This window comes from Shewanella sp. 10N.286.45.A1 (assembly GCF_041470405.1).
In the GTDB taxonomy this organism is placed as follows: domain Bacteria; phylum Pseudomonadota; class Gammaproteobacteria; order Enterobacterales; family Shewanellaceae; genus Shewanella.
In genome coordinates, this window is the sequence record NZ_JBFRMK010000062.1 from 953 (window position 1) to 13,855 (window position 12,903).

Genomic DNA, 12,903 nt, shown 5'->3' on the forward strand with positions numbered 1-12,903 from the left:
AAAACATCCTCACTCGGCTGAATATCCCAACAGTAAATTGGCTCAAAATTGTCACAGAGTTCGGTCAACTGTTTCACGGCCCTGTTGGTACATTGGAGGAATTCAGCCGTTACTGTGAACACCTCAACAAGCGGCGACGGCATTTCTCAAGCAGCTGCGAATATATGCGAAGCCATTAACCCTGCGTTTCTCAAAATAGATATCACCTAAAATCGACTTTCCTCAGACAAACTCACTGAGTTAACCGTCAGCACTTTTCAGAAGAGTATTTCAGCTCAATTTCATCATTTCTTGCAAATCCTATCGCCAGGCTCGCTTTCGCGAGGAATATTCATGATAAGAATACGGCTAAGTATTGAAGTCGCGCTCTTAGCTCGTTATGTTGTTGATTGATAATGGCTGGCTATTTACTTAACCATGGACTTGTTAGGTATTTATCAGAATTGGGCTGTGCAAGCTGCTAAATCATGGATGATTTAGCGGAGCCTATAGGGATATATTCACGGCGACTTGCAAAAGCTCAATACAGGTAAATTACATTTAGAGTTAGTGTTAATAGCTGGAAGCCGTTCATCTCTGCCATACTTCCAGCCACTAGGTTTAAACGCTATACATGGACGTCAGCGTATCCCATGCGAGTTAGCGTATTGCGGACAATATCTAAGGTTGCGGGATCTTCTATGGTTGCTGGCACATTGTATTTTTTGTTGTCGGCGATGTTACGCATGGTGCCGCGCAAGATTTTACCCGAACGGGTTTTAGGCAGCTTTTGTACTGCGCTCACTAACCTAAATGCAGCCACGGGTCCTATCTCTTTACGCACTAGTGCCATCAACTGTTTGTTCAACTCTTGCTCATCCAGCGAGACACCTTTTTTGAGTACCACCAGCCCTAGAGGAACTTGTCCTTTTAGCTCATCTTCAACGCCAATCACTGCCGCCTCGGCAACGGCATCGTGCTGACACAATACCTCTTCAAAGCGCCCTGTCGATAAGCGATGTCCGGCGACATTAATGATGTCATCGATGCGGCTCATAATGTAAAGGTAACCATCATCATCTTTATAGCCTGCATCGCCCGTTAAGTAATAACCTGGGTACATAGACAAGTAGCTATCCACATAGCGCTGCTCATTTTGCCAAAGCGTGGTTAACGTCCCTGGCGGGAGTGGTAGCTTAATCACTACATTACCAGACTCATTGGCCGCGACTTGCTCGCCCATGACATCAACCACCTCGATTTGATAACCCGGCACCGCCAACGCTGGCGAGCCCGCTTTGACTTCAACAGGGGCGTAACCCATGAGGTTGGCAGCCACCGGCCAACCCGTTTCAGTTTGCCACCAATGATCGATCACTGGCTTGTTAAGCTTATCCTCGGCCCAATGTAAGGTATCAGGGTCACAGCGTTCACCCGCTAAGAACACATTCTTTAAGCATGAAAGATCAACACCCTTGAGGTATTCACCGTCAGGATCATCACGTTTAATTGCTCTAATTGCTGTGGGGGCGGTGAAAAAACTCTTCACATTGTATTTGGCTATAATGCGCCAAAATGCGCCAGGATCAGGGGTGCCAATCGGCTTTCCTTCATACATTAAGGTGGTCGCGCCCACCAGCAAGGGACCGTACACTATATATGAGTGGCCCACTACCCAGCCCACATCTGATGCCGCCCAAAAGCTATCACCTGCTTCAATGTCATAAATGTGTTTCATTGACCATGCGAGCGCCACACTATGGCCGCCATTATCACGTACCACCCCTTTTGGTTGGCCCGTGGTGCCTGAGGTATAAAGAATATACAGCGGATCGGTTGCATCTAACGCCACACAATCAATATTTGGCGCGGTTGCCACGCCAGTTTGCCAGTCTACATCTCGGCCAACTTGTAAGCTTGCTTCAAGTTGACTGCGATTTAAGATGAGGCAATGCTCAACCTTGTGAGTCGCTTGCTCTAATGCGTTATCCAGTAAAGGTTTATAAGCCACGACACCTGAGGGCTCAATACCGCATGATGCTGACAAGATAAGTTTAGGTTTAGCGTCATTAATACGGGTGGCTAACTCGTTAGCAGCAAAGCCACCAAAGACCACTGAGTGAATCGCGCCAATGCGGGCACAGGCCAACATGGCATAAGCGGTTTCGGGCACCATTGGCATGTAGATCACCACCCGGTCGCCCTTTTTCACCCCAATAGAGTCCATATAGCCAGCTAAGCGGCTAACTTGAGCTTGCAGCTCTGCATAGGTAATTCCATATTCGGTATCAGTAACTGGGCTAACATACTGAATCGCAACCTGCGCTCCACGCCCCGCCTCTACATGCCTATCGACTGCGTTATAACAGGTATTGAGCTTTGCCCCTTTGAACCAGTGATAGAAAGGTGCCTCACTGTCATCGAGTACTTTGTCCCATGGTGACACCCAATCTATAGTTTGTGCCGCTTGCGCCCAAAAATGTTGCGGGTCTGAGATTGAACTTGCATGTAACTGCGTGTTTTTGTGTTTCACTATGCATACTCCAGTTAACGTCATCTGAGCGTAATCACGACTACATTTCAATGATTATTGTCCTTTGAAGCATTATGCTCCGCTGCACAAAAAATCCCCATTAGACCTTAGAATGAGTAAGGAAAACTCTCTAAACCAACACTAGTTAAGAGTTGGCAAACTGAATAAACCATTGTTAAACATAATTTTAATCTCGAAACCTCAATTGAGGAATCAAACGTTTGTCTATCTAAACATGTGAGTTTGGCACGCACAATTGACATGAAAATATTGTTTGTGACCCACCTCAAACTTTACCTTTACGTAAACTTCATATATGGTGCAAGAAAAGTTAATAAATATGGTGTTATTAATGTCAGACAACCAGTTACCCCAAACGACATACTCTATTAGTGATCTATCAAAAGAGTTTGATATCACGACTCGTAGTATTCGTTTTTATGAAGACCAAGGACTGCTTAAACCTAAGCGCCGTGGCCAAACTCGCATCTACAATCTCAAAGATCGAGTCAGACTCAAACTTATTTTACGCGGTAAGCGTTTAGGCTTCTCACTCGCCGAGACCAGACGTTTATTCGAGCTTTACGATGCAGATAAAAACAGCAGCACACAACTACACACCATGCTCGACTTGGTGGAAGACAAAAAAGTCGCCCTGCAGCAGCAGATGGATGACATCAAAGTCGTGCTCATGGAACTAAATTCCGCGGAGCAGCAATGCCGCGATGCACTGGCCAATAATAGCTAGTCAGTAACAGTCATTGATAACACCAATAGAATAATAAGCCGTTGAGTATCACGACACAGATCAGTGAACTCGCATAGATAGACAAATTGACAGGACACAAGCACATGACTCAACTCTACTCATCTCTAAACTTCGGCCTTGGCGAAGATGTCGACATGCTACGCGATGCCATACAAGGTTTTGCTGCCAATGAAATTGCCCCTATCGCGGCAAAAACTGATCTTGATAACGCCTTTCCTAATGAGCTTTGGCCAGTATTGGGCGACATGGGCTTATTGGGTGTCACCGTATCAGAAGAGTACGGCGGTGCAGGCATGGGTTACCTTGCCCACGTTGTTGCTATGGAAGAGATTTCACGCGCATCCGCCTCTATCGGTTTAAGTTACGGCGCTCACTCAAACCTGTGTGTTAACCAAATTAACCGCAATGGTAATAGTGAGCAAAAAGCCAAATACCTACCCAAGCTCATTACTGGTGAGCATATTGGTGCGTTAGCGATGAGTGAGCCCAATGCAGGTTCAGATGTTGTGTCAATGAAACTGCATGCCCGCAAAGAGGGCGATAGATACATTCTTAACGGCAATAAGATGTGGATCACCAATGGTCCAGATGCCCATACTTATGTTATCTACGCGAAAACCGATCTTGATAAAGGCGCTCATGGTATTACCGCATTTATCGTTGAGCGTGGTTTTAAAGGTTTCACTCAAGCGCAGAAACTAGACAAACTCGGCATGCGCGGTTCAAACACCTGTGAGCTGGTTTTTGAAGAGTGTGAAGTGCCGGAAGAGAACATTCTTGGCGGCCTAAACAATGGCGTTAAAGTATTAATGAGTGGCCTTGATTACGAGCGTGTCGTTCTGTCTGGTGGCCCGCTTGGGATCATGACGGCGTGTATGGATATCGTGGTGCCTTATATTCACGAACGTGAGCAATTTGGTAAGTCTATCGGTCAATTCCAGCTAGTACAGGGCAAACTTGCCGATATGTACACAGGCATGAACGCCGCTAAGTCGTACATCTACAACGTTGCCAAGTCTTGTGACCGTGGTGAAACCACGCGTAAAGATGCCGCAGGCGCCATTTTATACTCAGCAGAACTTGCGACTAAGATGGCACTGGATGCGATTCAACTTCTCGGTGGTAATGGTTATGTCAATGAGTACGCTGCAGGCCGCTTATTACGTGATGCCAAACTGTATGAAATTGGTGCAGGCACCTCAGAAATCCGCCGTATGTTGATTGGTCGAGAGCTGTTTAACGAATCAAAGTAAGCCAAAATAAATCATCAAAAACAAGGCTCGATTAGCGAGCCTTTAGCGCCCAAATTTGGACAGGGGAGACAGCCTTAACGTCGGCCTCTATTCCGCTTCAAAAGGATTGAAATTGTGACTCAACTAAGCAGTCGTATTAATGCCCGCAGCGATGAATTCAAAGCCAAGTTCGATGATATGGCTGAAGTCGTTGATGATCTTAAATCTAAACTGCAACAGATTGAACTCGGTGGCGGTGACGTTGCTCGAGAACGCCATCTGTCTCGAGGCAAACTCCTACCGCGTCAGCGCGTTGAAAAACTGCTCGATCCAGGCTCGCCGTTTTTAGAGATCTCGCAATTTGCCGCTTATGAACTGTATGAAGATGTCGTACCTGCCGCGGGTGTTATTGCTGGTATAGGCCGAGTCAGTGGTGTTGAGTGTATGATCATTGCCAACGATGCCACGGTAAAAGGCGGCACCTACTACCCTGTCACGGTAAAGAAGCACATTCGCGCCCAAGAAATTGCCAGCCGTTGTCACCTGCCTTGTATCTACCTTGTCGATTCAGGCGGCGCTAACTTACCGCGCCAAGATGAAGTCTTTCCAGACAGAGACCACTTTGGCCGGATCTTCTATAACCAAGCACAAATGTCAGCCAAAGGTATTCCACAAATCGCGGTAGTGATGGGACTTTGTACCGCAGGTGGTGCTTATGTACCTGCGATGGCAGATGAGTCGATTATCGTCAAAGAGCAAGGCACTATCTTTCTTGCTGGCCCGCCTCTTGTGAAAGCGGCCACAGGTGAAGAGGTCACAGCAGAAGAGCTCGGCGGCGCGGAAGTACACACTAAAATTTCAGGTGTAGTAGATCATATGGCGCAAAACGATGAGCACGCATTAGAACTTGCGCGTCAATCAGTGACCCGTCTTAATCATCAAAAACAGATTGAAGCACAGCTAAGCCCAGTTAAACCGCCTAAGTTCGATATAAGCGAACTGTACGGCATCGTCGGTACCGATCTTAAAAAGCCTTTCGATGTAAAAGAAGTGATTGCCCGTGTGGTTGATGACTCTGATTTTGACGAATTCAAAGCCAATTACGGTAGCACTTTAGTGTGTGGCTTTGCCCGCATTCATGGCTATCCAGTCGGCATTGTCGCCAATAACGGCATCTTGTTCTCTGAGTCGGCGCAAAAAGGCGCGCACTTTATTGAGCTGTGTTGTCAGCGCAAAATTCCGTTGCTGTTCTTACAAAACATTACTGGCTTTATGGTGGGTAAAAAGTACGAACATGAAGGCATCGCCAAGCATGGCGCTAAAATGGTTACCGCAGTTTCATGTGCCAATGTGCCTAAATTCACCGTTATTATTGGTGGCAGCTACGGCGCAGGTAACTACGGCATGTGTGGTCGCGCCTTTGACCCAACCATGATGTGGATGTGGCCAAACGCTCGTATTTCAGTCATGGGTGGCGAACAGGCTGCTGGCGTTTTAGCCACTGTTAAGCGCGATGGATTAAAGCGCAAAGGCGTTGACTGGTCAGATGAAGATGAACAAAATTTCCGTAAGCCTATTGTTGAACAGTACGACAAAGAGGGTCATCCGTACCATGCCAGTGCACGACTATGGGATGACGGCATTATTGACCCAGCACAAACCCGAGACGTTGTTGGTTTAGCCCTTTCTGCTGCGCTTAATGCGCCCGTAGAAGAGACTAAATTTGGTGTGTTCCGCATGTAATGGTCATCCATTGCCATTCACTCACTTTGGAAGCTTAACAATGACGAATCAAACGCAACAAATAACAACCAATGCGCTTAGCGAACAGTTAACTTTTGTTAGTTGCGCCCTTAAAGAGGGTGTCGCAGAGCTTATTCTTAACCGCCCAGAAAAGCACAACGCTTTTGACGAGGTGATGATAAGCGAGATGATAAAAGTGCTAGCGCACTTTGCTGATAACTCGCAATGCCAAGTGTTGGTACTAAAAGCTAACGGTAACAATTTCAGCGCTGGCGCCGATCTCAACTGGATGCGTAAACAAGCGCAGATGGACTTTGAACAGAACCTCACCGATGCCAATGAGCTAGCAAAGTTGATGTCGGTACTGGACAAGTTTCCAAAACCGACGATTGCACAAGTACAAGGCGCCGCTTTTGGAGGCGCACTCGGGCTTATCTGTTGCTGCGATATCGCCCTTGCCAATGAGCGTGCAAGCTTTTGCCTAAGTGAAGTTAAACTTGGGCTCATTCCAGCGGTCATTAGCCCTTATGTCACTCGCGCTATGGGCCAACGTGCCGCCCGTCGTTACATGCTGACAGCAGAACGGTTTGATGTACAAAAAGCGCTTGAGCTACAGATCATTCACGAAGTCAGTGACGAGCTTGACAGTGCGGCGGCGCCTATTATAGCGGCGCTTCTGGCTAATAGCCCACAAGGTATGGCATGGGCAAAAAGCCTGCTTTCAACCCTTGAGAGCGGCGTGATTGATCAAGCAACACTCGATTACACTAGCGAGCGCATCGCCAGTATTCGAGTATCAAAAGAGGGCCAAGAAGGTCTGAACGCATTCTTTGACAAGCGCAGCCCTGACTGGACGATTGCTAATAGCTCAACTGCCAATGGCTCAGTGACTCAAAGTCCAGTCGATAAAAACAATACTGCTAGCGCGCCAGGAGCCAAATAATATGTTTACTAAATTGCTAATTGCCAACCGTGGTGAAATTGCCTGCCGTATTATCAAAACTGCGCAGGCGATGGGTGTTCGCACCGTTGCGCTTTATTCCGACGCTGATATCGACGCTCGTCACGTGGCGATGGCCGATGAGTCATTCTACTTAGGTGGCAGCGCGCCAGCAGACTCATACCTCAAAGGCGACTTGATCATTGAGATCGCTAAAAAATCTGGTGCGCAAGCCGTTCACCCCGGTTACGGTTTTCTGTCAGAAAATGCCGAATTTGCTTTTAAGTGTGAACAAAGCGGTATCGCTTTTGTTGGCCCTAGCGCCGCGGCGATTGACTCGATGGGTAGTAAAAGTGCAGCCAAAGAGATCATGGGCGCCGCTAATGTGCCGCTGGTTCCGGGCTACCATGGTGATGTTCAAGATGATGACGTATTGGTCAGCGAAGCCAATGCGATGGGCTTTCCACTGCTCATCAAAGCGGCCTATGGCGGTGGCGGCAAAGGCATGCGTATTGTTGAGAGCAGTGCTGAAGTATTAGAAGCGATTCAGTCGGCCAGACGAGAAGCAATAAGCTCATTTGGTAACGATAAACTGCTGATGGAGCGCTACTTACGCCAACCACGCCATGTAGAAGTACAAGTGTTTGCTGACAGCTTTGGCAATTGTATCTATCTGTCCGATAGAGATTGCTCTATCCAGCGTCGCCATCAAAAAGTGGTTGAAGAGGCGCCAGCGCCTGGACTCAGTGACGCACTGCGGATCAGTATGGGCGAAGCAGCCGTTGCAGCAGCCAAAGCCATTAATTATGAAGGCGCAGGCACTGTTGAGTTTTTGCTTGATACCGATGGTAGCTTCTACTTTATGGAGATGAATACGCGTCTACAGGTGGAGCATCCGGTCACTGAATTAGTCACTGGGCAAGACTTGGTTAAATGGCAGTTAATGGTGGCTAGCGGCTGTAAACTGCCACTAGCACAAGATGAAGTGCGTATACACGGCCATGCGTTTGAAGTGCGTATATACGCTGAAGACCCTCAAAATGACTTCCTGCCAGCCAGTGGTAAGCTTAACTTTTTACGAGAGCCTGAGCAGAGTCAATATGTACGTATCGACTCAGGGGTACGTGAAAATGATGTCATTAGTAACTTTTACGACCCGATGATCTCAAAACTCATTACTTGGGATGAATCACGGCCACGTGCTCTGCAACGCCTAGTCCATGCCCTCGCCTCATATCAAATTAGCGGTTTAAAGCACAACATTGAGTTTCTGGCTAACATTGCTGAGCATAAAGCTTTCGCGAATGCCGACTTTAGCACCGATTTTATTGAGCGTTACTGTGAAGCACTCATAGATCACGGCCTAAGCCCTGATGTTGCAAAGAGCCAATCTAATGAGCGCCAAACAGCACTGGCCTTAGCGGCCCTTTATCAACTTTGTGCCCGTAAAGCAGATGCCAAGCGCTGCGCGATTAACAGTGATGACCCCTATTCACCATGGGGCGCGGTCAGTGGTTTTAGACTCAATAGTGCCAGCGTGCATCAAGTCGCCTTACTCGATGATGACCAACACGTTAACCACCTTGAGTTAACGGAAACACAAATGGCCAGTCAGTCCTTTTATCGGCTTGCCATTAACGATACTCAACTCACATTGTCTGGCGAGCTTATTGGCGAGACGCTTCACGCTGAAATCGCAGTAAATAGCCAGTCAATGAAGAGTCGCGCCCACAAGATAAAAGTACCTGTTAGCCATGTCGGTGATGACTTTACCCTGTTTATCAACTCAAGCAGTTATCACTACCAAGCTATTCAGTCAGAAGTGATTGAAGAGCAGGATAACTTAGAAGATAAACTTAAAGCGCCAATGAACGGTACGATTGTGACTCATCTGGTTGCAGTGGGCGACGAAGTCACAGCAGGCCAAGGCATCATGGTAATGGAAGCGATGAAGATGGAATACACCATCGAGTCACCTAATGACGGTGTTGTCAGTGCATTCTTCTTTAAAGCAGGTGAACTCGTAAGTGACGGCATGCTACTGGCCGAAGTTACAGCCAGCGAAGAGGAGTAAAAGCAAGATGGAGTACATTACATCTTTAGAGTCGCCATTTGACGGTGTTGTCAGTGCATTGTTCTTTAACGCCGGAGAGCTCGTAAGCGACGGCATGCTACTGGCCGAAGTTACAGCCAGCGAAGAGGAGTAATCAATGTCAGCTTCTTTCCCTAGCAAAGTGAGCATATTTGAGGTCGGCGCCCGTGACGGCCTGCAAAATGAAAAGCCGGTCACCACTGCAGATAAAATCACTTTGATTGAAGATCTAGCAGCCGCTGGTGTAAAACGTATCGAAGCCGCCAGCTTTGTTTCGCCGAAATGGGTACCACAGATGGCAGATTCAGCGGACGTACTAAAGGGTGTCACGCGTCAAAGCGGTATTGCCTACAGCGCGCTAACACCAAATCTAAAGGGCTTGGAACTTGCGCTTGACGCAGGATGCGACGAAGTTGCCATCTTTGGTGCAGCATCTGAAAGCTTTAGTCAGCGCAATATTAACTGCTCAATAGAGGAGTCTATCGCACGCTTTGAACCCGTGATGCAGCTGGCTAAAGCCAATAATATCCGTGTTCGAGGTTATGTCTCTTGTGTGCTGGGCTGTCCTTATGAAGGTGACATAGCGGTTAGCGAAGTCGCGCGAGTGTCTGAATTACTTTACAAAATGGGCTGTTACGAGATTTCATTGGGTGACACCATTGGCGTTGGCACAGCGCTAAATGCCCGTAGAATGGTTGAAGCTGTTGCCAATGTCGTACCGGTTTCACAGCTAGCACTGCACTTTCATGACACCTACGGTCAAGCATTAGCAAACATTTTGGCCTGCTTAGAAACTGGAGTGAGTGTTATTGACTCATCGGTTGCAGGCCTAGGTGGCTGCCCTTATGCCAAAGGCGCATCGGGCAATTTAGCCACTGAAGATCTGGTTTATATGCTGCATGGACTTGGCATTGAAACCGGCATCGATTTGAACAAGCTTGCAAAGGCAGGTAACAAAATTAGCCAAGCACTTGGGCGCACCAATGGTGCAAAAGTCGCACAAGCCATCTCGGTTTAGTCACGAGTTGCTTAAACAGTTTTTAGAGAGCTAGCCAACCCTACAAGTTACCGCGCTAGACCTCTTAATAAGGAGATAAAAATAATGGCAGGACTAAATAAAGGGCTCAATAAAGTCGTCGGAAGTTATCAAGAGGCCCTAGCAGGTCTAAGCAACGACATGACCGTGATGGTCGGTGGATTTGGCTTATGCGGTATTCCAGAAGGCTTAATTGCTGAGATGGTAAAAACCGGTGTAACGGGCTTAACCGCTATATCTAACAATGCAGGTGTTGATGACTTCGGTCTAGGACTGTTACTTAAAAGTCGTCAAATCGATACCATGATCGCCTCTTATGTTGGCGAGAACGCCACGTTTGAGCAGCAGATGCTATCTGGTGAGCTAAACGTTATCTTGACTCCTCAAGGTACATTGGCTGAAAAAATTCGAGCCGGCGGCGCCGGTATTCCAGCATTCTTCACTGCAACCGGATATGGCACACCTGTCGCCGAGGGTAAAGAAACCCGTGAAATTGATGGTCGCCATTATGTATTAGAACCAGCACTAAAAGCTGACTTTGCCTTAGTTCGTGCATGGAAAGCCGATACCATGGGTAATCTGGTTTTTCGTAAAACCGCCGCCAACTTTAATCCAATGATGGCCACCGCAGGTAAGATCACCGTTGTTGAGGCGGAGCACATTGTAGAGCCTGGTGAACTCGACCCTGATCATATCCACACACCAGGGATCTACGTTAACCGCATTATCCAAGGCAAGTTCGAGAAACGCATCGAGCAACGCACCGTCAAAGCTAATGCTGACGTCAGCAAATAAGGGGGCTACACAATGGCATTATCAAGAGAACAACTGGCACAGCGTGTAGCAAAAGAACTGCAAGATGGCTTTTACGTTAACCTAGGCATTGGTATTCCAACATTAGTTGCCAACTATATCCCTGAAGGGATTGAGGTAATGTTGCAATCAGAAAATGGTTTACTGGGTATGGGCGAGTTCCCAACAGAAGAGACCATAGATGCTGACTTAATCAATGCGGGTAAACAGACAGTAACCGTAGTCGATGGCGCATCGTTTTTCTCATCATCAGAGAGTTTTGCCATGATCCGTGGCGGCCATGTCGATTTAACAGTGCTCGGCGCCTTTGAAGTCGATGAACAAGGCTCTATCGCCTCTTGGATGATCCCAGGCAAATTAATTAAAGGCATGGGCGGCGCGATGGATTTAGTGGCCGGCGCTGACAATATTATCGTCACCATGATGCACGCCGATAAAAAAGGTCACTCTAAGCTGCTGCCCAAATGTGAACTACCGTTGACAGGTTTTGGCTGTATCAAACGTGTATTAACCGATTTGGCCTTTATGGAGATCAAAGATGGTGCCTTCCATCTATTAGAACGAGCACCAGGTGTATCCGTTGAGGAGATAGTTTCTAAAACAGCTGGCAAGTTGATTGTGCCAGAGCATGTGCCCGAAATGAGCGTTTAAGCGCTACATTCAAAGACTAAATTGCAGCTCATTTTGAGCTGCAATTTAGCTCAATCAACACAAAAACCAAATTGTTCAATAAGTGAGTAACAATCTCCTCCATTCCCCGCGTAACATATGCGTTCGAGTAAAGTCTTTAGCGATAATTTTTGTATCTTAAACTTTTACTAAGTAATGCTAAAAGTGGCACAACTACCAACGCTCAACTGAAAAAACGAAATTTATTGTTGCTCTGCAGTGTCTTTGTCTAAAGTTAACTTAGGATAATCTTTGAGGCTGCACCAATGAAAATATCTATCTCGGGCACAGAGACCATCAATGTGTTTCAACTGACAGCAGTGTTCAGTATGTTGTTTGCTTTGGTAGGTTTTAGCTATAACGTGTGGCGCATGGAGATCACCGAATACAACAATGTTCGCTCAGCAAGCTTCGAGCTGTTGCTCCAACTTTCAGAGCTAGAGTCTATTATTTACGCGGCACATTATGATCAAGACGTAATCCAAGGTAGTCCTCGTAAAGGTTGGATTAAAGTCAATCTTATCGCAGATTTAAGTGTGGTTACCGAACCCGACATTCAAACAGCGGCGGAGGCGTTAAAGGCTGACTGGCAACTCAATTGGGAGAGTGTGGCAAGCGATGAAAACAGTGCCATGCAAGTAGTGGGAAAAATTGATGATACCCGCTTAAAAGTGCGACAGCTACCCGTCCCTCTCAATTAGCTTCATCATATTTATGACTTTAACGGTTTGCCCTATTCTAAATTTGTTGCGCGGAGCACATCGGAATCAGCACGCTGTTGTTACAATAATCACTAAAGAAATAGCACCATCATTGTGGCAGTCACTAAATTTAATCAAGGCTACGCAAGCATTATCGATAGAGGATAGTAATGACTTTAACTCGTTCAATAAGCCAGCAATGGAGTAAGTCAATTCTTGCCCACCGTTTAGCGTTAACACTTAAAGAATGTGAGGCGGTGCAGCAATTATTTGGTGGCGCAACGGAGCTAACAACGGTCACTAATACCATAGTAGCATTAACCTTTATAGAGGGACCCCCAATTTGGTTACCACCTCTTGAAAGCACAGATGGAACGCCACTATCAGCACCTTTGA

At 47.0% G+C, this 12,903-nt stretch carries 11 protein-coding genes and 2 pseudogenes; 12 read left to right on the forward strand and 1 reads right to left on the reverse strand.

The window, feature by feature from the left end; all coding sequences use genetic code 11:
* A pseudogene (locus tag AB4238_RS05485) lies at window positions 1-179 on the forward strand (transposase); the annotation flags it as partial.
* Between the two features lie 428 nt (window positions 180-607).
* On the opposite strand, the gene AB4238_RS05490 reads toward AB4238_RS05485, so the two are convergent.
* Window positions 608-2,512: a propionyl-CoA synthetase gene (locus tag AB4238_RS05490; RefSeq protein WP_372032095.1), complete on the reverse strand. Its 1,905-nt coding sequence runs from the start codon at window positions 2,510-2,512 to the stop codon at window positions 608-610.
* Between the two features lie 352 nt (window positions 2,513-2,864).
* On the opposite strand from AB4238_RS05490, the gene AB4238_RS05495 reads away from it, so the two are divergent.
* The 11 genes and pseudogenes from AB4238_RS05495 to AB4238_RS05545 form a co-directional block, all read left to right on the forward strand.
* Window positions 2,865-3,260: a MerR family DNA-binding transcriptional regulator gene (locus AB4238_RS05495; protein WP_044555982.1), complete on the forward strand. Its 396-nt coding sequence runs from the start codon at window positions 2,865-2,867 to the stop codon at window positions 3,258-3,260.
* A 104-nt stretch (window positions 3,261-3,364) separates the two neighbouring features.
* Entirely contained in the window at window positions 3,365-4,534 is a 1,170-nt protein-coding gene (locus AB4238_RS05500) for an isovaleryl-CoA dehydrogenase (protein ID WP_220739704.1), read from the forward strand.
* Window positions 4,535-4,648: 114 nt separating this feature from the next.
* Entirely contained in the window at window positions 4,649-6,256 is a 1,608-nt protein-coding gene (locus tag AB4238_RS05505) for a carboxyl transferase domain-containing protein (protein WP_372032097.1), read from the forward strand.
* 40 nt (window positions 6,257-6,296) lie between these two features.
* On the forward strand, window positions 6,297-7,199 hold the full coding sequence (locus tag AB4238_RS05510; RefSeq protein WP_372032099.1) for an enoyl-CoA hydratase-related protein: 903 nt from the start codon (window positions 6,297-6,299) through the stop codon (window positions 7,197-7,199).
* Between the two features lies 1 nt (window position 7,200).
* Entirely contained in the window at window positions 7,201-9,270 is a 2,070-nt protein-coding gene (locus AB4238_RS05515; protein WP_372032101.1) for a biotin carboxylase N-terminal domain-containing protein, read from the forward strand.
* Window positions 9,271-9,277: 7 nt separating this feature from the next.
* Complete coding sequence (locus tag AB4238_RS05520; RefSeq protein ID WP_372032103.1) at window positions 9,278-9,403, forward strand: 3-methylcrotonyl-CoA carboxylase; 126 nt, start codon at window positions 9,278-9,280, stop codon at window positions 9,401-9,403.
* A gap of 3 nt (window positions 9,404-9,406) precedes the next feature.
* The gene (locus AB4238_RS05525; protein WP_372032105.1) at window positions 9,407-10,306 is read left to right on the forward strand and encodes a hydroxymethylglutaryl-CoA lyase; all 900 of its coding nucleotides are present in this window, start codon (window positions 9,407-9,409) and stop codon (window positions 10,304-10,306) included.
* 84 nt (window positions 10,307-10,390) lie between these two features.
* Window positions 10,391-11,119, forward strand: coding sequence for a CoA transferase subunit A (locus AB4238_RS05530; RefSeq protein WP_220739694.1), 729 nt, complete (start codon window positions 10,391-10,393; stop codon window positions 11,117-11,119).
* A 12-nt stretch (window positions 11,120-11,131) separates the two neighbouring features.
* On the forward strand, window positions 11,132-11,788 hold the full coding sequence (locus tag AB4238_RS05535; RefSeq protein ID WP_372032107.1) for a 3-oxoacid CoA-transferase subunit B: 657 nt from the start codon (window positions 11,132-11,134) through the stop codon (window positions 11,786-11,788).
* Window positions 11,789-12,072: 284 nt separating this feature from the next.
* Window positions 12,073-12,507 (forward strand): hypothetical protein, encoded by a 435-nt coding sequence (locus tag AB4238_RS05540; RefSeq protein WP_372032108.1) that lies wholly within the window; start codon window positions 12,073-12,075, stop codon window positions 12,505-12,507.
* 170 nt (window positions 12,508-12,677) lie between these two features.
* Window positions 12,678-12,903, forward strand: a pseudogene (locus AB4238_RS05545) (hypothetical protein); the annotation flags it as partial.

Coding starts and splice junctions, on each gene's coding strand:
- AB4238_RS05495 (WP_044555982.1), top strand. CDS start 2,865: ATGTCAGACAACCAGTTACCCCAAACGACATACTCTATTAGTGATCTA.
- AB4238_RS05500 (WP_220739704.1), top strand. CDS start 3,365: ATGACTCAACTCTACTCATCTCTAAACTTCGGCCTTGGCGAAGATGTC.
- AB4238_RS05510 (WP_372032099.1), top strand. CDS start 6,297: ATGACGAATCAAACGCAACAAATAACAACCAATGCGCTTAGCGAACAG.
- AB4238_RS05515 (WP_372032101.1), top strand. CDS start 7,201: ATGTTTACTAAATTGCTAATTGCCAACCGTGGTGAAATTGCCTGCCGT.
- AB4238_RS05520 (WP_372032103.1), top strand. CDS start 9,278: ATGGAGTACATTACATCTTTAGAGTCGCCATTTGACGGTGTTGTCAGT.
- AB4238_RS05525 (WP_372032105.1), top strand. CDS start 9,407: ATGTCAGCTTCTTTCCCTAGCAAAGTGAGCATATTTGAGGTCGGCGCC.
- AB4238_RS05530 (WP_220739694.1), top strand. CDS start 10,391: ATGGCAGGACTAAATAAAGGGCTCAATAAAGTCGTCGGAAGTTATCAA.
- AB4238_RS05535 (WP_372032107.1), top strand. CDS start 11,132: ATGGCATTATCAAGAGAACAACTGGCACAGCGTGTAGCAAAAGAACTG.
- AB4238_RS05540 (WP_372032108.1), top strand. CDS start 12,073: ATGAAAATATCTATCTCGGGCACAGAGACCATCAATGTGTTTCAACTG.